The following is a 19910-nucleotide window of genomic DNA, read 5'->3' on the forward strand; positions in this document are numbered from 1 at the left end:
TGTTCTTACCGTTTCGTTTGGGTTATTTCCAGGATTAGACTTCGTGTCACCCCCTTGTATCCGTTCATGAGCATGATCTGGATCCTGCGATGAACTACACCCACACAACACAGAGAAATTATATAATAATCAATAAGACAAGCATGACCTTTCTATGCATATGATCTATTTCACCTATTTTAAACCTTAATGTCAGGGCTCAAGTTATTTCTTTCTCTATATCAAAAATTAGAAAAAGTCTGTCTCATTAGAGCCTATCTGTTTATTGTTGTACCCCATCTCGGAAGTTACACAACTCATCCCTATAAAGTACAGCCATACACATTCAAACAAAATAGAGGTTCACCGCTTTCCTAAAAAAACAAAAGAATAATGCTCTTTTTTCAGGAGAATACTATTCCTTCTTTTATATTCCTTTGTCTACGGAATCATTGAGCCTGCTTACTGCCAAGCAGTAAAATATTAATAACCAAAGTCACCCTTTTCAGACTCATAAAGACTTTATACCTGCTCAGGGGTGAGCGAGCCCTCAAATACTTTATTCTAGTCCATTCTCTGAGGCCCAAAAAGGCTTAGCTAATATCCAACTCGAAGGAGCGCGGTGGGATCATAAGATATCACCTTCGGTGAATAAATCATTTGTAGGCTCCAGTGAAGTAGGTAATCCATCTACATAAAGTCGGATCCTTTCATTGGGTGCTGCATCACCCTGACAAAAAGCAATCATCTGAGTCCATGCTTGATCTTCGATGACATTTCGTACAGCATATGAAAAGACAGTATGAGAAACTGAAAAATTGATATTTGCACCATGGTTTTGATTGATTTGAAAAGGACCTCTCAAATTTAAAGCATAACCAGAGGAGCGAGCTGGATTATGAAAGCCAACAATAGGCATATCGCTGTTTTTCTCTCCAATAAAACCAAGTAGCAATCAACAGCTTCTTTGCTAGTCAAAAGGCACCAGGATTAGAAACTTGCAAATAGTTTTCATCTGGTATCGTTTGAACGAAACGAAAAGGCTTTACGTCCGCCTACTTGATCATTCACCTGACCAACCACCTTCGTTTGATTTCCGCCCCCTGATTGATCTTGGTCATCATCCGTAACTTTCCAAAATCCCACCAGAGGAGGCATCGCTTGGGGTTGTTGATGATTTTCCTAGGCTCCTTATCCGTTTTTTTCCTTATTTCCCCCTCCCGCATTCTCATCGTCTTCCGAATGTTCATCATCCGTACTTTGTTCATCTCCGCTTCCCTTCCACCTCCTGAAGAAAGATTATCCCCCTTCTTATTATTCCTTTGCTGTTCCTTCTCCTTATCCTTATTACCCAGCTTGTTCAGAAGGGGTTTTCTCTGGCTGACCGGAATCACCACATCCATACAAGAAAGAAACACTGGATAAGCAAAAACAATAAATATATAGTTTTTTTATGGTTTCTTCTTTTACCTTGCTTTGGAGAGCATATAGCTCATCCTTTATTATTTATGTTCTATCTTCCTAGTAGGGCGATCCCACTTTCTTCATCCAAAGAAATACCGAGAAGAACAGCACCCATCCCTCACAGACCTTCAAACCCTCTTCTCCATCAGAGAAGGCGTCGGTGGGCAAGGCAAGGTATTCTTTCACGAACATATTCCTGATAATCCCAGCAAAGGGTCGCAACAGCGATCCCCTCCTCTTCTGAACACTGGGCTACCCTATCACCCCACGGGTCAATGATCAGACTCTTGCCGTATGTACGTCTCCCCTCACCATGAAGACCAAATTGGGCAGGGGCCATGATATACACCTGATTCTCTATCGCTCGAGCCCGCAACAAGACTTGCCAGTGAGCTTTGCCAGTCTCTAAGGTAAACGCCGCAGGAACTATAATCAAACGAGCACCCCTAGACGTCCACAAGCGAAACAGTTCAGGAAACCTCAGATCATAACAGATAGCCATTCCAACAGACACACCATCCACCAGAACAGGAGCGAGATCCTGTTCATCCACAGGTCCTGGCGAGAACAAGCGGCTCTCTTCATACCTGCTCCCTTCCTTAAGAACCGCATCGAACAAATGAAGTTTCCGGTACTTCCCTTCCACTTCCCCAGTAGGTCCTATCAAAACGGAAGTATTATAATAGCATGCTCGTTCGATCGACTTCTCTGGCATACCCCCTGCCAGAATATAGATTTGAGAAGCGACAGCAAAATCAGCTAACTGTGTTAAAATAGGTCCATAGACAGTTCCATCGAGAACTTCTGCAATCCTGGTTTGTTCTTCAGCATTGCCCATGAGAGCAAAATTTTCAGGAAGCGCCACCAATCGCGCACCTTCCTCAGCAGCCTGTCGTACCCACCCCTTTATCTGTCTCAGATTACAAGCCACATCCCCCTGACTTGAAAGCTGAACGACAGCCACACGCATCTTACTCATCGCATCCCTCCAATCGACCCCCATCAAGAAAAACTACCGTTTGTGCAAAAATTTGGTAATCCATACCGGAGGAGCCGATCTATGAACACCCGTGAGACTACGGATGTTTTATATAAACAAAAGAGATCATCCCCTGATTATCCGAACTATCCATCCTCAGGGAACGGATAGAAGCTTTATTAAAGATCAAACAGATACGAGCGTCCGGATCAGGACCCAAGCGATTACTTTTTGGCTTTACCGTTTTTTTACGATCCTAACAGTGCTGATTTGATGCATTTATCCCCGGAAGTGGTCCAATCAAGACGACACCTAACCATCACGCTCCATATCAATTACGCGCGAGAAACTACAACAAGAATAGCAAACTGTACCACCGCCCAACTCCGAAATTCAACCTAAAACTTCACACCCAACCCACACACTGTCGCCCCATCCATCTTGTACACAGATCTTCGGCTAGAAAAAGCTAGGTTGACGCAAGTCTTTTCTCTTGATTCTATTCCCCCGAGGACTCAGAACACTCACAATCCAGGTTGCCACCACCTCTTCCGATCGGAAGGCGATCTCCCCCATGAGAGACTATGACGTGTGAACAGAATCGCTTGACTCAAAAAAAAGGCAAATTAATGATAAAAAAACGATTAGTTATCCCATGGGGATGGCTAGTTTCCGGGCTGCTCTATCAAATTCCAGCAAGTGGAGCGGATTTAAGACAATGCCAGACCCTAATCACTGCTCAAAATGTAGCCCAATGCGCCTTAGCCTCCAATCCATCACTTCAGGCAGAAGCCGCTGCTCTCCAAGCAAAAGAAGGGGGACGTATCAATGCTCAGCGCTATTTCCCTTCGAATCCTACCTTAAATATCTCTGCCGCACGGCGAGGGGCCAAAGGGATGGAACCAGAAGCGTTTAATTGGTACCTTACCCTCGGTGAAGAAATAGAAGTTGGTGGACAAAGAGGGGCTCGAAAAAAAGCGGCTGAAGCAACTTGGGAAGCCCAAAAAAAGAGGATACAGGGAGTTGCGCGCGAGATCGCCAAAGAGGCTTGGGTCGCCTTCTACGAAACCCTCGCCTTCGAAGAAACCCATGCGCTCGCCCGCGAGCTTGAAACCATTTCGAACCGTGCAAAAGAAGCAGTCCACGCTATGGCAGAACGAGGGCGCCTGTCTCCTCTCGAAACCCACTTGACCGACATTGCAGCGACCCGAATGTTTCAGTTTGTCCGGGCAAGCGAGCGGAAGTACTACACTTCTCGCGCTGTGCTAGGGACTCTAGTAGGTGTGGATGCTCAGAATGCAGCTTGGAAGATCGAAGGAACGCTTGATCCTTCCTCTTTTCCCATCCCGCTTGCTCCCCCCAAAGACCAGATGGCACAAGAGGACCTCACTTCTCCTGAAATTGAGAGCCTTCAGGCAGAAGAGCAGTCGCTTCAAACGACTGCCGTCCTCCTGCGACGCACGCGCATTCCCAACCCCACCTTTTTTTTCTTTGCCCAAAATGACGGCTATAACGAGAAAGTACTAGGAGGAGGGGTATCGATCCCGATCCCTCTCCCTGAACCGATCGGTCAAACCTACAACGGAAATATCCAGGAAATGGAAGCCTCCGCTCAACGGCTTGCGTTTTCCCGCCAGCAAGCTCAACGTACACTGCGCCAGCAAAGAAGGGTAATCTGGCATAAAGTGGAATCAACTCGCCTGGAATTACAAGCTTTTTCCACCTCTAAAATCCAACAAGTAAAAGAGGATCTCCAAAAACTCGCTCAAGAGATTGAAACGGGTCATATCGGAATCCGAGATGCACTTTTTATGCAGGAATCCATGATTCAATTTTTTGTCGATCATATTGAAGCCAAACGCCTCGCTTGCATCGCTGCAGTCGAATGGGCTCACGCTTCAGGTGCTCCTCTCGAGGCTTCCCTATGAATCCAATTATCCAACGGGTGGTTGTGGGATGGGCCGTAGCCCTTTCCCTCCTCACATGCAAGAAAAAAGAAGCTCAAAAGAAAGAAGAAATCACGCTTGAAATTTCCGGACACGTCGATGAGCCTGAACATAAACCGCTTTCGACACTCATTCATCTCGAGCACACGGTGATCAACGAGGCTAAGATCCAAACAGAACCGGTACAGAGGGGCAAAATCGCCACTATCCTCACACTGTCAGGAGAGATCGTAGCCGATCCTGATCGAAGTGCCCAGATCACGGCCTCCTTAGCAGGACGGATCGAGCGGATCATCTCTTTAAAGGAAGGGAAAGTAGTCAAGCGCGGTGAAATGCTCGGTATGATCCGCACTCCAGAAGCTGCCAAATTAGGAGCCTCTTTTTTAACCACCTCTAAAAAAGCAGCCGCTGCCCGCTCTAACGTGGAACGACTCGAAGCACTCAACCAGATGAAATTGATCCCTGACCAAGAATTGATCACCGCACGGGCTGAAGCAGAAGCCTTAGAGGCCGATCAGCACAGCGCTGAAGAACAGCTTCAGACCGTAGGTATCTCACCCGAAAAGGTAGGCTCCCTCATCCCTCTTTTTGCACCTATTTCAGGGACTATTGTGGCACGAAATGCCGTGTTAGGTCAACCCGTAACTCCAAATGAGAGCATAGCGACGCTGGTCGATCTCAACGAAGTGTGGTTTGTTGGCCGGGTTTTCGAAAAAGATCTCGAAAAAATTAGGATTAACGCACCCGCTGAAATAGAATTGAATGCTTATCCCCGCGAACGTTTTGAAGGAACGATCGAATATTTAGAAAAACGGATCGATCCCTCCGTCCGCACCATCCAGGCTCGGATTCGACTGACTAATAGGAGAGACCTCCTGCGGATCGGCCTGTTCGGAGTCGCGCACGTGACCCTTCTAGAGGAGGGAAATAGGCCTCGTACCCTTGTCATCCCCCGTCAAGCCATTACGGATGTAGGAGGTAGTCCCGTCGTATTTGTCCAGCAACCAGATGGTGATTTTCAGCTTCATTCTATTGTGACAGGAGATGAGGCTGCAGGAAAAGTAGAAGTGATCTCAGGGCTAAGGGAGGGGGAGATGCTGGTGACCAATGGAGTCTTCTTACTCAAAAGCGCTGTCCTCAAAGGAAGCATGAAAGAGGAGGACTAACCGCGTGTCTTTGCTCTCCACGATCATCCACTGGTCTCTTCGCAATCGACTGCTCGTTCTTGTACTGACGCTCATTGCGTTTGTACTCGGGATTCAGTCGGTATTGAAACTCCCCGTAGACGCCCTTCCAGACATCACCAATGTTCAAGTCCAGATTATCACCTCGACCCCCGCCTTCTCCCCCCTTGAAGTAGAGCAGTACTTAACGATTCCGATTGAACGCGCCCTCGCCGGCGTACCTCATTCGATCCAAGTACGGTCGCTCTCCAAGCACGGATTATCCGTCGTAACCGTCGTTTTCGAAGAAGGAACTTCCATCTATTTCGCTCGCCAACAGATCAATGAGCGATTGCGAGAGGTCGAGAGAAACATCCCGGCAGGGTACGGCAAGCCCGAAATCGGCCCGATTACAACAGGGCTCGGGGAAATCTTTCAATTCACATTGCATAACGATCACCTTAATCTCATGGAACTCAAGGAACTACTTGACTGGACGATTATCCCCCAACTTCGCACTGTACCGGGCGTCACTGAGGTGAACAGTTTTGGAGGAGAAGAGCGGCAGTACAAGATTATCTTGGATCCCAAACGGCTTCAGGCTGCTGGAATTTCTATCGCGGAAGTGGCCAAGGCACTGCAGCGCTCTAATGCTAATACAGGAGGGGGCTATATCGAACACAACCAGGAGCAGTGGATCTTCGGATCAGAAGGTCTAGTCAAAGATTTAGAAGACTTAAAACGGGTTGTGATCGGAGCGACCCCTCAAGGGGTACCGATCACTGTTGCTACGGTTGGCGAAGTCCAATTTGGACGGCGGCTGCGGATGGGGGCCGCCACAGCCAATGGTCAGGGTGAAGTCGTGATCGGGGTTGCCCTCATGCTTTTGGGTGAAAATCCGCGGACGGTCACTCAGAGCATCAAAGATAAGTTGGCCCTTCTTCAACCTTCCCTTCCCCCCGGAACCCGCATCGAACCCTTTTATGACCGCATGCTCTTCATCGACCAAACGCTCTGGACTGTTACTAAGAATCTGATCGAGGGCGCCCTTTTGGTCATTGCCGTCTTGTTCTTGCTCCTAGGGGATTGGAAGGCAGGTCTCGTCGTCTCAGCATTAATTCCTCTCTCTTTTTTATTCGCTCTGACGATGATGAATCTCTTTCACATCTCAGGAAATCTGATAAGTTTGGGTGCCATCGACTTTGGTCTCATTGTCGATGGAGCAGTCATTATCGTAGAAAATGCTGTGCGGCGCCTTGGTCTCAAGAGAAAGGAGCTCGGGCGAGCTTTAACTTCCGAAGAACGTATTACTGTTGTGCAGGATGCAGCCACCCAAGTCCGAACAGCCAGTGGGTTCGGAGAGGCGATCATCGCCGTCGTATATCTCCCTATCCTCACCTTAACCGGAACAGAAGGGAAACTGTTTCAGCCGATGGCGATTACGGTGCTGTTCACCCTTGCAGGCGCTTTTGTGTTCTCGCTCACGCTGATCCCAGTGCTGGTCAGCTATGTGATTGTCCCTTCCACCCACCTGCATGAGACTAAAATATTCAATGTTATCCAGCGCCTCTATCAACATCTACTGCACAAGACCGTGCACTACCCCAAGCTCGCTGGGTTATGTGGGGGGGCTTTGCTGCTCTTGTCTACAGCCATATTTGCTCACCTGGGGGCAGAGTTTGTCCCTACCCTCGATGAAGGAGATATCCTGATTTACGAGGCGAGGAGGCTCCCCGGGATCTCCCTGACGGAATCCCTTGCAACGACCACACGTCTTGAAAAAGCGTTTCTAACCGTCCCTGAAGTATCTCAAGCAATCAGCAGGACAGGAGCCCCCCAAATCGCCACTGATCCGATGGGGGTCGAACAAACCGATATTTATATCCTTCTCAAAGAAAGGAAAAAGTGGCGCGAGGGATTTCCTAAGGAAAAGATCGCTGAAGAGATTATTCGGAGCGCACAACACTTAGTCCCCGAAGTGAATGGTTCGATCTCACAACCGATTCAGATGCGAACTCACGAGCTTATTGCGGGAGTCCGCTCGGATGTGGCCTTAATGCTGTACGGCCCTCGTCTTGAACAACTCACCGAACTGGCTCAGAAAATGGGCTCGATCCTGTCCACTATTCCCGGGGTGGTCGATCTCCGGATTGAACAGATCGATGGCCTCAAGTACCTCAGGATTATCCCAGATCGAGCGAAACTTGCACGGTATGGCCTTACGATAGAGGATATTAATCAACTTACGGACACCATCGCTATAGGACATCCCGTTGGGATGGTGCTGGAGGGGGACCGACACTTTAGCATTGTCATCCAAATTCATGAAAGTTTCCAAGAAAGTGCTGAATCATTACTCAACTTACCGCTTAAAGCCATTACTGGTCAAATGATCCCTTTAGGGGACGTGGCTGCGATCCGGTTTACCCCAGGACCCGCTCAAATCAGCCGGGATCAACAATCGCGACGCCTGTCGATCGAATTCAATATCCGTCAACGCGATATGCTCTCCGCAGTAGAAGAAGCCCAACAGAAAATTCATGAGCAGGTCAAGATCCCTATCGGATACTGGATCGAATGGGGCGGCCAATTCGATCATTATCTCACAGCCAATCGACGCCTTGCGCTTATTATCCCGCTTGTGCTTGGGCTGATCCTGTTGCTTCTCTGGCTAGGGATAGGCTCCCTACGAGATGCTTGCCTAATTTTTGCTCATATCCCTTTCGCCGCTATAGGAGGAGTCCTCGCCTTAGCCATCCGAGGGATCCCCTTCTCCATTTCAGGAGGGATAGGGTTCATCGCATTATTCGGTGTGGCCGTCCTCAATGGCATTGTTTTGATTGGATTTGCCCATGAACTCGAAAGAATAGGTTTCAGTCGCATGGAGGCGATTTTGAAATCCGCTAAAGAGCGCCTCCGTCCCGTCCTGATGACCGCGGTAGTTGCCTCCCTAGGTTTTATGCCTATGGCTCTGTCCATCGCGCCAGGGGCAGAAATCCAAAGACCGTTAGCGACTGTCGTCATTGGAGGGATCCTCTCTTCCACACTTCTCACCATTTTCCTCCTGCCTGTAATCTACGCAGCTACAGGACCCAAACGTACAGCGATATGAGCCATTCTTCATCCGACAAATCACACTTCTCCACTCCTGAATCCTGGAATGCTCATCTCGAGACATGCCTCCTTCGAGAACTGCTCGCCCATTGGAAATCGATTAATTTCAGGCAATTTAAAAACCAAATGACCCCTCCCCTCTTCCGATTGAGTGAAAGCCAGACTAAATTGGGAGAGTGGAATGGAGCTTTACGTACCCTCGAACTTTCCCGACCTTTCCTTCTGAATAATCCCTGGTTAGCCGCGGTCGAAGTCCTCAAACACGAAATGGCCCATCAATACGTAGAAGAAATTCTCAAAGTTCGCAGAGAACCCCCTCATGGACCCACTTTTCAGAAGATCTGTCACGAACGAGGAATTGATGCAAATGCAGCAGGTTCCCCTGCTGTACCCCCCCCTCCCTCCGAACACACCCCTTCCAAGAAACTCCACGAACGGATCCTTCATCTTCTCGCTCTAGCGAAAAGTCCCAATCCTCATGAAGCAGAAGCCGCTGCTGTAGCCGCCCAACGCCTCATGCTCAAGTACAACATCACTGTTCTTCAAAGTGGACAAGCACTCTCGTACAGCTTTCGCCAATTAGGCCAACCTAAAAGGCGCGTTTTTGAAAACGAACGACTTTTATCACTTATTCTAACTAAACATTTTTTCGTAGAAGCGATTTGGGTGCCTGTATACCTACCCCACCTGGCTAAACGAGCCACTGTCTTAGAAATCATGGGGACACATGAAAACCTCGAACTGGCAGAGTACATCCACACATTCTTAACGTACACATCAGAACAGCTGTGGAAACAACAGAAACGTCAATGCCCCGGAATTCATTCAGGGCAGAGACAAACTTTCTTGGCAGGAGTTATGAACGGATTTCTTGACAAATTGTCCTCCTCCAGCAATAGAAAACATTCTTTAGAATTGGTACAGGTCAAAAACCAAGAGCTGACCTCTTTCTCACAACGTCGCTATCCCGCTGTAGAGCGCGTTCGATATAAAGGACAAACCCACAATGAAGTATACGCCCAAGGGAAAGACGTAGGGAGCCGCATTGTCCTTTTCCGAGCTATTCAAGGCGAAACTCGCTTTCAAGGGAAAAACCTACCCGTCTTCTCCACAATTGCCTACATTAATTTACAACAAACGACCAGGTAACCTTAATATCTCCATCAACTCTAACAAAAAAATATATAAAATGATCGGAGACTTTCATTCTTTTTAAAATAGGATATACTTAATCATCAGATATATTTAGCATCCTGTTTGATAATTCTTTAAGGGAAAGCAATAAAAAAGTATTTTTTCAAAGTCAAACGTCATTTTTTCTATTTTTCACAATGTATCATATTATCTTATGCCCTGAATGGATATTCCCATGGGACGGAATCTCCCTACTCAGGTGCTGCAAGTAAAGTTGATGACGACTTTAAGAAAGAACTCAGGGAATTATCAGCGCGAGGAACGAAAAATCCGCTAAATATCTCTCTCCATAAGATCATCTATTTAGAACATATCACAACACTCAACATGAAAAGAACCCATGTAGTCCTCCTTCCAGAAAAAGGAGCTCAAGATCAATTAAATAAAATGAGGAGTGCGATAAGAAATTTCGAAGGTGCACTGAAAGCAACAACAGGCATAGTACCAACATACTCTAAAGATAACGATAATGAAGGTCATTTCACACCACCTACGATGTTTATTTGTGAAAAGTTACAGTCAGCATCCAAGCCTCAATGAAAGATATATCATCTTTCCAAGGACTCAAGTTCAGAACAAAATTAGATATGCTCACCGATATGTCTAACCCAAAAGCAGGCTGGAACGTAGTGTTTCTACTAGAATTAGAAGTAGAAGACTCAGATAAAAAGATATCTCGATATGGTTAGGAATCTCGCGCAGTTATACTTTTCCACAATTTTCAGTAGTCGAGAGCAACTTTAGACTTTAACCAATGAGAATTCCATTAGCAAAAAAAGCAATTCTTTTTTTAGGAAAATACACATAACTCTATTCCAGTTCAATCCACTACCCGAATTAAAAATTCACGAAATAAAAGTAAGAAATGGATCTTATGCTCCTACGAAATATCAGCGCGATGAGGATCTACAAAAACCAGAAAAAGAACTAAATGTTCCATTAAGCGATTGTACTATCATCATGAAAAAGTCAAATGTTCAATCTCCCGAATTAACAATAGCAGGTTACTTAAAAAAGACGAGATAAAAAAGAATTCGCAATAATTCATGGTTATTTACTTTCAAACATTCAATCTATCCTTTTGATAGGATATCATTATGTGCCAGGTCACTCTTTAAAAGAGAATCTAAGATTTATGAATAATTGGAAGAACAGAGGTGAAGATAACATGCTCAAAAAAACAGAGATAAATAAATCTGTTTGCACATTAAAATCTATTTAGAATCTTCCTTACTTTTCTTAAATTCCAATCTATTTGATTCAAGCATGTCTCGATGCGTGGTACAAAAAAAGCCAGGGGATGACACCCCCTACCTAGCCTAACCTCAATGAGCCTATCCTCGATCCAACCTCTCTCACGTTTCTTTCTTCTTCTCTCTTTAGGAGAGCTTTTTTTCCATGCTCACTGTCAGCAATCCAGCTGTCGATCTTCTTCCTCTCATGAAGAGCTCAAGACATGGACCCCTGATGAGCACAAAAATGCTCAACAGCCCCCTTCCTCTTCCACTCAATCTCCTGCCCCTAAGGAGCAAACGAATAGCCTCTCTCCTTTGATCGCGATCACGTGGGGGCAAAAGTGCGCCATATGCCACGGCCTATACGGACGGGGAGATACACCGCAAGGGCGTATCATGGGAGCTGCTGTGCTCACAGACAAGAACTGGCAGGAAAAGACAAGCGACAAGAGCATCAAGGAGACGATCCGCCACGGAAAAGGGAAAATGCCACCCTTTGATCTCCCCGATCACGTCGTCGAGGAACTCGTCCAACACATCCGCTCTTTGCCCCAGTAATTCCAGCACAAAAAGAGCCACGTTGGGTTTTTGCTTGATCTCTCCCCTTCTTCTTCCTAGGCTAGCCCTCCACGATAACCTACAGCTATAGAATCTCATGGCGTAAGCAATCCATTTAGATCCATTTATTTTGCGGGGAAGAATGAAATCAGTTTCTTGGTTGACAACTGCAGTAGCTCCCCTCACTCTCGCAGGAGTATGTGGGGCTCCTCTTGGACATGTGGCTGTCCTCGCAGTAACATTCAGTATTTTCCTAGGTACCCTTTCTCTAGATCGAAAAGAGTCCACTCAACCTTCTCATTTTCAGTCGATTGCACACTATCCCGAGCCTGAATAGAAACCCGTCGACTTTCTCTTTTCTCCTTTTCACGAAAATCTATATACGCACAAGCTCCTTGTCCATTCCCCTGTTTGAGAATCTACTTAAATGTAGATGTGAGGAGAGTTATGAATGAAACTATATAGCGGCAATGTTACAGCAATTGCGGCTGAAGCTGTTCGCACACCGACTTCTTATGTCGATATTGAAACGATTTCTCCTCATGAAGTCATTCACCATGTGGAAGCACCTCTCAAAAACTATCTTACGGTTGAACGCGAAGTCAACAATAGAACCAAAGAGATTCTCAATCAGACAGGGCAGCCTCGCTTGCAACAAGGAAGAGTTCGAGAGCTTGTCGCCCAAGAAAAATGGATTCGATTAGGGGGGGAGACAATCGATGGCTTGCTCGATCAACTGATTGCACACCTCTCTCAAGATGACCAAGTCGAAGAAATCTACGTTTCCGATCTTGAACTTCAGCGGAAAATGGCCTCCATTTTAAGAAAACATATGGAAGTCGATAAAACCATTGACGCAGAAGTGAGAGCCTATCTTAAGCACATGATGGAAGACTCCCAAGAATGAGATATTGAACATGCACGCGTTGCAGAAAAGATAAGACGCAAAAAAAGACTGCTTTAACTCCACTAACCCTTTTGAGCTCTTCTCGAGCTCATAATCAAACAGCTGCAGGTCAAACTTTTTTTCTATTGATGATGGATCGGACATTCGCTTCACCCTCACAACTCACGAGATCCTCTCGTAAGCACTCTTCTTCCTGGTGACGTTCATGCGAAGCATGACGGGATTCGGTTTAGGAGAATCTTTCTTAGGGGAAGGGAAAGTCACTGTCGAAATTCGCAGTCTAAACCACCGTTTTTTAGACATCCGCCTCCGTCTTCCTCGACCTTCAAATGATCTCGCTGCTTTTATAGAACAGTTAGCAAGGAATCAGCTCCATCGAGGTCGCTATGAGATCACCGTACGAGCAGAAGGTCCCCCTTTCGAAACCAACATGCTTAATATAGAGCGAGCCCACGCGGCTTATCAGTCTCTATGTGCAATTCGCGATGAACTTTCTCCCCACAGTGAAGTCCCTCTTGTACTCTTAAATTCAATTCCCGATCTATTTATTTGCGCGTTTGAAAAAGAGATCGATGCATTGCGCGCAAGCTTGCGGAAAGCATTTGAATTTGCCCTTGATTCACTCAACACCATGCGCATCCAAGAAGGGTGCCTTCTGCATGAAGATCTATGTCAAAGACTCAACCGTATACGCCATTATACCGCTAGCATTCAAGAGCGAGCCCCCCATGTATACGATCTTCACCGCAAGCGACTCCTTGAAAAAATAGACCGCATCCAACTAACCACCTCCATCGAGATTAACTTCGACCGGCTGGAGCAAGAAGTGGTCTTTCTTGCAGAACGAATGGATATTGCCGAAGAGCTCACTCGGATTGAAAGCCATTGCGTACATTTTTTAAACATTGCCTCAGAGTCTGAAGCGATTGGACGGAAGCTCGATTTCTTGCTTCAGGAGCTGACACGAGAAATTAACACCCTAGGCGCAAAAAGTTATGACGTTTTCACCAGCCATGCGGTAGTAAAGATGAAGGCAGAACTTGAACGTATGCGCGAACAAGTCCAAAATATCGAATGATTTTAGATTCCTCTGAGTTTCTCCTGATTGTCCTCTCTTCCCCAAGCGGTGCAGGGAAAACAACACTCACCAATCGACTGAAAGAACATTTTCAGGATCTTCAATTCAGCATCTCTCATACAACAAGGCCTCCCCGCACCACCGAAATAAGAGGTCGCGATTATCACTTTGTAAACCGATCGGAATTTGAGAAGCTCGCCGAACAGAATACTTTTATCGAATGGGCAGAAGTGTACGGAAATCTTTATGGCACTTCCCGAGACGAGATCGATCGGGCACAGAAGATACCTGGTTGTCGAGGGTTGATCTTCGACATTGATTACCAAGGCGCCCGGCGAATCAAAGCCCAACTTTCTGATGTGCTCGGAATTTTTATTCTACCCCCTTCCTTTCAGGAACTAGAGTACCGGCTCAAAAAACGTGCAAGTGAAACGGAAGAGCTAATTCAGAAACGTTTTGCAAAAGCTAAACTAGAAATTGAACATTATGCCCTCTTTGATTTCATCCTGATCAATCACGAATTAGAACGGGCGTTTTCAGATCTTTGCACAATCGTCCAAGCAGAAAGGATGCGCCGCTTTCGTCAAGCGCAGCTTGCTGAAGCTCTTCTTCATAAGGGGAAGATTTTTCCTTAAAGTTAAGTTCCCAAGAAAAGAGATTCTGAATACTTCATTGCTTTTTTAAGGAGGTTCCTTTGTCATCCAACAACCATGTTTTAATTGTAGGCTCAATCGCTTTTGATGATCTTGAAATGCCTACAGGTATTTATGAAAATGTATGGGGAGGAGCTGCAACCTACGCTTCCATCGCAGCTTCTGTTTTCTCCAAAGTTCATATTGTAGGGGTGGTAGGTGATGATTTTCCCATTTCTCTACTGAATTCGTTTAAAGAGCGGGGGATCGACACGCAAGGAATTGAACGAGCACCGGGCAAGACTTTCCGCTGGCGTGGTCGCTACTCTCATGATCTGCTGAGTCGTATTACGCTAGAAACCCATCTCAACGTATTCTCTCAATTCTCCCCCACCATCCCCGAGAGCGCGCGTCATGATCCATTAATCCTGTTAGGGAACATCCATCCTCGCCTTCAACAAGAGGTATTAAACCAATTGATTGCTCCCCACATGGTGATTGTAGACACCATGAACTTCTGGATCGCTCAAGAGCCCACTGCACTCAACCGCCTCTTAGAAAAAACAGACGTTCTGGTCATCAATGAAGAAGAGACGCGAGAACTATCAGGTATCCACAACCTTGTCAAAGCTGCAAAAAACATTTTAAAACGAGGCCCGAAGCAACTGATCATCAAACGAGGAGAGCACAGTGCGCTTTTATTTGATCAAGAAGACATCTTTTTCGTACCCGCTTATCCTCTTGAGGATGTACTCGACCCTACAGGGGCAGGTGATGCCTTTGCAGGCGGTCTCATCGGATACCTCGCTACCTGCACAGATATATCGTCATCCACCTTGCGAGAAGGAATGTATTATGCGACTGCACTCGCTTCGTTTTGTGTCGAAGGGATCGGCACAGAACGACTCCTCGCTATCTCCACAAACAATCTCATCGAGCGAACCAACAAATTAAAAGAGCTTGTTCTTGTTCACAGATAAGTACCTTCATCGACAGACTCAGCACGACAACTTGTTGAGACGATCAAAAGATTTTGAATGTGAAACTGCGTTTTTTTGAAGCTGCATAAGTGCTGTACAAGCGTCACCTGGCTAGTAATCTTCACACCGATATGTCGATGTGGTTACGGTAGGCTGGTTATGATCTGACTCGCAAGCACTGGCCCCCACCATCCCCCGAGTCACTTTTACAGGCTATGTGGATATTCCACGCATGAGAGTTGGAAATATGGAGGGACAATTCTTTGGGCTTGTTTCCATCCCAGTAAGCGCGCACGGTTGCTGCCCAGCGATCCATGAACAGATTGATCTGCTTGAGCAAGCGATCCATCTCTCCCCCGCAGTCAAGCTTATCCAGAACAAGAAAGGAGATGGAGGTTGCCAATGCAGCTCGTTTGATCGGTGTATTGCTCGGAATCGAAGGGACACACGCGCTCGACGGAGATAGAGAAGCCATAGGCCCATTTGGTCAGCGGGACGTCCGCTACGTAGGCCTCCTCCACGTTTGCGCAAGCCGATTAGGGTTCCCAGCTTATGAATATGGACGACAAGATCACCAAGGACTGACTTCATGGGGGAAGGGATTAATAGAACAATGCACCGCTCACCGTGTGCTGATCGATTTAGCTCATGTCAATTCAAAGGGATTCGAAGAAACATATGCCCCCTCAATATTCCCTCCAATCGTTAGCCACACAGGAGCTCATTTGGTGTTTCGTCATTGGAGAAATATAGAGGACGATCAAATTCGAGCCACTGCTCAAAAAGGGGGTGCATCGGCGTTCTCTTTGCCACCCAATATCTCGGAGGAAGATGGATAGAAACCCTCTGTAGCTCATGTCGAACAGATTCTTCGTATCGGAGGAAAAGATACCCCCGCTCTCAGAAGTGATTGAGACGGCATGATTGTCCCCTTGGGTTAGAGAGCCCACAAGGCCTTCCTCTGGTCGTCAATGCAATATTCGAAAAAGAAATGACGGAAACAGTCACTGACCAAGTCCTCCGAGGGAATGTGTAACGCGTACTAGGAGAGCTGAAATAAATTAGGAATATGGTTCCTACCTCGCCCATATGATCAAAAGGTCTCGGGGGAATCCCATCGTCCCCACGTTACTTGTTGCTCAAGAATCGATCGCCAAAGGACTGAAGGTAGAGATAGAAAACGTTGTCTTGTGTTTTTCTCTCTTGTCAAAATAGTCATTTGTTGTGCTAATGAAGGGATTTTCATTAAGTGTGGATATACCTCGACCGAGATATTTATTATAAAGGAAATGTGTTCATGACTGTTGCTGAAGAAGAAAAAAAAGAAATGATTGAAAAATTCCGCTTGCATGAGAAGGATACTGGTTCCTCAGAAGTACAGGTTGCCCTACTCACAAGCCGTATCCTCCGCCTGACTGAGCATTTCAAAATTCACCTAAAAGATCACCACTCGCGCCGTGGTTTACTCCAGCTCGTCTCCCAACGACGTTCCCTGCTCGATTACTTAAAAAGAACTGACTTAGAACGCTACCGCAAACTCGTGCAGGCGCTGCATCTAAGGAAGTAATTGACTCGCCAAAGAACAGCCTATGGGAAATTGTTTGCTAGATTTTGCTATCCTTTAAAAAGTGGTTTATATTTTTTCTTGCCTAGTTTCTGATAAATTAAGTTATAGAAAGAATGTTGGTTTTTATTTCTCCCGAGTGAAGCTGGTAACCGGCTCGCCTTATCATTCTTATCCTTTCCATTCTATGGGAATCCAAAAGCACCTAAGGCATTCATCAATTGCTACAAGAGATATTCTCAGCGCTCGGCGTTTTGACCGCACGCAGCGGCTTGTTGCGCAAGGAGCGCATTTTATATGACATTTGTGCGCGAGTCCGTTGAGATCAATGGCAAGCCTTTCACCATTGAAACAGGTAGACTAGCAAAGTTCGCTCACGGTTCAGTCGTCGTCACTTATGGTGAAAGCGTCGTCCTGGTAACTGCTGTATCAGGAGAAGTTCGCCCTGGGCTCGATTTTTTTCCATTGACTTGCGAATACATTGAGAAAGCAGCAGCAGCTGGAAAGTTTCCAGGTGGATTTTTTAAACGTGAAGGGAGACAGCGAGATGAGGAAATTCTCGTCAGCAGGTTGATCGATAGGCCCTGTCGTCCCCTATTTCCTGAAGGATACAGAAATGATACCCAAGTGATTGCAACTGTGCTCTCATTGGATCGAGACAATCCAACAGATGTACTTTCTGTGACTGGGGCAGCCGCAGCACTTCATATTTCCAACATCCCGTGGAATGGACCTCTGTGCGGCATTCGCGTTGCCCGGGTCGAAGGGAAGTGGATTGCTTTCCCCACTTTCGAAGAACAAGTTAAAGCAGATATTAACTTGGTAGTCGCCGTTTCAAGAAATGCGATTGTTATGGTCGAAGGGGAAGCGAATGAAGCAACTGAAGAAGATATTGTGGCAGCGCTTGAATTCGCGCGCCAAGCCTCTGAACCTGTCCTCCACTTGATCGATCGGATCCGACAACTTACAGGAAAGGAGAAACAACCGTTTGAGCCCGTTTCCCTAGAAGAAAAGATTGCCGAACGTGTCCGAGAAATCTGCGATCCTCCCCTCAAGGAAGCTACGCTGATCAAAGAGAAAGAGAAGCGCTATGAAGCTTACAAGGGGATCAAAGAAAAGCTGTGCGCTGCGCTGACTTCAGAGTTAGGGGAAGAAGCATTCTCCGATCTAGAAAAACTTATCCGCGAAGAATTCGAGGCGCGCAAGTACCACCTGGTTCGGGACTACATCCTCACCCAGCACACCCGCATTGACGGGCGCAAAGCAAAAGAAATTCGACCTATTGCTACAGAAGTAGGATTGTTGCCTCGAGCACATGGTTCAGCGCTATTCCAAAGGGGAGAAACCCAAGCGATGGTAACCACAACCCTTGGCACTTCAAGCGATGAACAAAAAATCGATGCGCTCACAGGAGAACGGTGGAAACGTTTTCTGGTTCATTATAATTTCCCACCGTTTGCTACAGGAGAAGTCAAACCATTGCGAGGTCCGAACCGACGTGAAATTGGCCATGGCGCCCTGGCAGAACGAGCGCTCGCGCATGTAATCCCTTCCCAAGAACATTTCCCTTATACCATTCGAGTGGTTTCAGAAACCCTTGAATCGAACGGTTCTTCGTCCATGGCTGCTGTATGTGGAGGAACGCTTTCTCTGATGGACGCCGGTGTTCCTATCAAAGCCCCTGTGGCCGGAATTGCAATGGGGTTAATTACAGATGGAAAACAGGCCTTTGTTCTAAGCGATATTCTAGGAGATGAAGATCACCTAGGGGATATGGACTTCAAAGTTTGTGGTACAGCTCAAGGAATCACAGCGATCCAAATGGACATTAAAGTTTCTGGATTAAAATCAGAGGTTTTGATGGAGGCCCTCGCCCAAGCAAGAGAAGGAAGGCTCTTCATTCTTAATAAAATGCTCGAAACGCTGAATTCCCCAAGAAATGAGTTATCAAAGCACGCCCCGCGGATCACAACGATCAAGATCAATCCTGATCAGATTCGTCTCGTGATCGGTCCAGGTGGAAAAACGATCAAAGGGATTATTGATCAGACGGGCGTTGCGATTGATGTTGAAGATAACGGCATAGTCCATGTCGCCTCTTCCGATTCAGAAGCGGTCCAAAAAGCACTTGGGATAATCAAAAGGATTACAGCTGAACCAGAAGTCGGCGCGATTTATAAGGGAATTGTTCAACGCATTACCACTTTCGGCGCTTTCGTAGAGCTTCTCCCCGGAATCGATGGTCTCCTTCACATTTCCGAAATCGCTCACCATCGCGTCGAACGCGTGGAAGATGTCCTCAAGGAAGGGGATTCGATTGAAATCAAAGTGATCGAGATTTCGCGGGATGGGAAAATCCGCCTGACCCGCCGAGAGCTCTTGCCCTCTCCCGATGGAGAAAAAGGAGAATGGACTCGAGAGCGGATGATGGCTGCACGTGAAGTAGGGACCTCAGGATGCGGAGGAGATTACCCGAGGGGTTCAAGCAGATTGGGAGACCGTCCACGGCGTGATTCACCGAGATCGAGCTCCCGGCGTGGTTAAATAACCTCTCATTCACCAAAACCAAAAAGGGGGAAAGAGCTCTCTCTTCTATCCTTTTCCATGACTTATCCCTGTTAGGGAAATACAGTTTAGTTCTTCTTTTTTAAGGAATGGGGAAACCCATATTGTGTCCCAATTGCCATGTTTCTTTCCATTCCAGAAAATTCAAATACGTTACAATTTAATTTTCCAATATACTCCAAACATTGTTTCAGTATCCGTGATTCTATCGGATCCTTAGATTTAACATTAACGCCGTGCTTCTGTGCCATCTCGGAAAGGGCATCCTGTCCAAACTCTGGTAGGCCTTTTATTGAAATATCACAGGCCTTTATCTTCCTACACACACTAATTAACATGCGTTGACGGACTTCTTTTCCTACAATATCTTCTTTCCCTGACTGCAGTGTCTCCTCCGATTACACGGATTGCGAGGATTCTTCATCCCCTCCACAACCGTTAATTCCTATTCTTATCCGCAGCAAAAAAATCCATTAATAAATTCATTATTCCTCCAGTTTAAATTCTTATTGATAAAATATATTTATGAACAAACTTCTTTAATAAGAATAT

The 19910-nt window shown here is 46.4% G+C and carries 16 protein-coding genes; 13 read left to right on the forward strand and 3 right to left on the reverse strand.

Going from position 1 to position 19910, the window contains the following annotated elements; translation table 11 throughout:
* Positions 1 to 607: 607 nt before the first annotated feature.
* The 3 genes from BCY86_RS05545 to BCY86_RS05555 form a co-directional block, all read right to left on the reverse strand.
* Positions 608 to 934: a hypothetical protein gene (locus BCY86_RS05545; RefSeq protein WP_075276845.1), complete on the reverse strand. Its 327-nt coding sequence runs from the start codon at positions 932 to 934 to the stop codon at positions 608 to 610.
* Positions 935 to 1046: 112 nt separating this feature from the next.
* Positions 1047 to 1247: a hypothetical protein gene (locus BCY86_RS09775; RefSeq protein WP_156865099.1), complete on the reverse strand. Its 201-nt coding sequence runs from the start codon at positions 1245 to 1247 to the stop codon at positions 1047 to 1049.
* Between the two features lie 341 nt (positions 1248 to 1588).
* Complete coding sequence (locus BCY86_RS05555) at positions 1589 to 2422, reverse strand: carbon-nitrogen hydrolase family protein (RefSeq protein WP_083604339.1); 834 nt, start codon at positions 2420 to 2422, stop codon at positions 1589 to 1591.
* A gap of 629 nt (positions 2423 to 3051) precedes the next feature.
* On the opposite strand from BCY86_RS05555, the gene BCY86_RS05560 reads away from it, so the two are divergent.
* The 13 genes from BCY86_RS05560 (at position 3052) to pnp (ending at position 19337) form a co-directional block, all read left to right on the forward strand.
* The gene (locus tag BCY86_RS05560) at positions 3052 to 4350 is read left to right on the forward strand and encodes a TolC family protein (protein ID WP_172824816.1); all 1299 of its coding nucleotides are present in this window, start codon (positions 3052 to 3054) and stop codon (positions 4348 to 4350) included.
* On the forward strand, positions 4347 to 5534 hold the full coding sequence (locus BCY86_RS05565) for an efflux RND transporter periplasmic adaptor subunit (protein WP_075276848.1): 1188 nt from the start codon (positions 4347 to 4349) through the stop codon (positions 5532 to 5534). Before BCY86_RS05560 ends, BCY86_RS05565 begins: the two co-directional genes overlap by 4 nt.
* A 4-nt stretch (positions 5535 to 5538) precedes the next feature.
* Positions 5539 to 8643: an efflux RND transporter permease subunit gene (locus tag BCY86_RS05570; protein WP_075276849.1), complete on the forward strand. Its 3105-nt coding sequence runs from the start codon at positions 5539 to 5541 to the stop codon at positions 8641 to 8643.
* Positions 8640 to 9794 carry a DUF2786 domain-containing protein gene (locus tag BCY86_RS05575; RefSeq protein ID WP_083604221.1) on the forward strand — a complete coding sequence of 385 codons (1155 nt, stop codon included), beginning with the start codon at positions 8640 to 8642 and terminating at the stop codon, positions 9792 to 9794. Before BCY86_RS05570 ends, BCY86_RS05575 begins: the two co-directional genes overlap by 4 nt.
* A 1373-nt stretch (positions 9795 to 11167) precedes the next feature.
* Positions 11168 to 11632, forward strand: coding sequence for a c-type cytochrome (locus BCY86_RS05585; RefSeq protein WP_075276851.1), 465 nt, complete (start codon positions 11168 to 11170; stop codon positions 11630 to 11632).
* Between the two features lie 142 nt (positions 11633 to 11774).
* A complete protein-coding gene (locus tag BCY86_RS05590; protein ID WP_075276852.1) occupies positions 11775 to 11969 on the forward strand; it encodes a hypothetical protein in 195 nt (64 codons plus the stop codon).
* A 114-nt stretch (positions 11970 to 12083) separates the two neighbouring features.
* Entirely contained in the window at positions 12084 to 12539 is a 456-nt protein-coding gene (locus BCY86_RS05595) for a DUF507 family protein (RefSeq protein ID WP_075276853.1), read from the forward strand.
* Between the two features lie 214 nt (positions 12540 to 12753).
* Entirely contained in the window at positions 12754 to 13617 is an 864-nt protein-coding gene (locus tag BCY86_RS05600) for a YicC/YloC family endoribonuclease (RefSeq protein ID WP_245776204.1), read from the forward strand.
* Positions 13614 to 14252, forward strand: a complete 639-nt coding sequence (gmk, locus tag BCY86_RS05605) for a guanylate kinase (RefSeq protein WP_075276855.1) — start codon at positions 13614 to 13616, stop codon at positions 14250 to 14252. The genes BCY86_RS05600 and gmk overlap by 4 nt, the downstream gene beginning before the upstream one ends.
* Before the next feature lie 59 nt (positions 14253 to 14311).
* Positions 14312 to 15229: a PfkB family carbohydrate kinase gene (locus BCY86_RS05610; protein WP_075276856.1), complete on the forward strand. Its 918-nt coding sequence runs from the start codon at positions 14312 to 14314 to the stop codon at positions 15227 to 15229.
* A gap of 314 nt (positions 15230 to 15543) precedes the next feature.
* Positions 15544 to 16068, forward strand: a complete 525-nt coding sequence (locus BCY86_RS05615; protein WP_075276857.1) for a membrane dipeptidase — start codon at positions 15544 to 15546, stop codon at positions 16066 to 16068.
* A gap of 458 nt (positions 16069 to 16526) precedes the next feature.
* Positions 16527 to 16796 carry a 30S ribosomal protein S15 gene (gene rpsO, locus BCY86_RS05620; RefSeq protein WP_075276858.1) on the forward strand — a complete coding sequence of 90 codons (270 nt, stop codon included), beginning with the start codon at positions 16527 to 16529 and terminating at the stop codon, positions 16794 to 16796.
* 294 nt (positions 16797 to 17090) lie between these two features.
* A complete protein-coding gene (gene pnp, locus BCY86_RS05625; RefSeq protein WP_075276859.1) occupies positions 17091 to 19337 on the forward strand; it encodes a polyribonucleotide nucleotidyltransferase in 2247 nt (748 codons plus the stop codon).
* The last annotated feature ends 573 nt before the right edge of the window (positions 19338 to 19910 follow it).

This window comes from Pajaroellobacter abortibovis (assembly GCF_001931505.1).
GTDB classification, from domain to species: domain Bacteria; phylum Myxococcota_A; class Polyangia; order Polyangiales; family Polyangiaceae; genus Pajaroellobacter; species Pajaroellobacter abortibovis.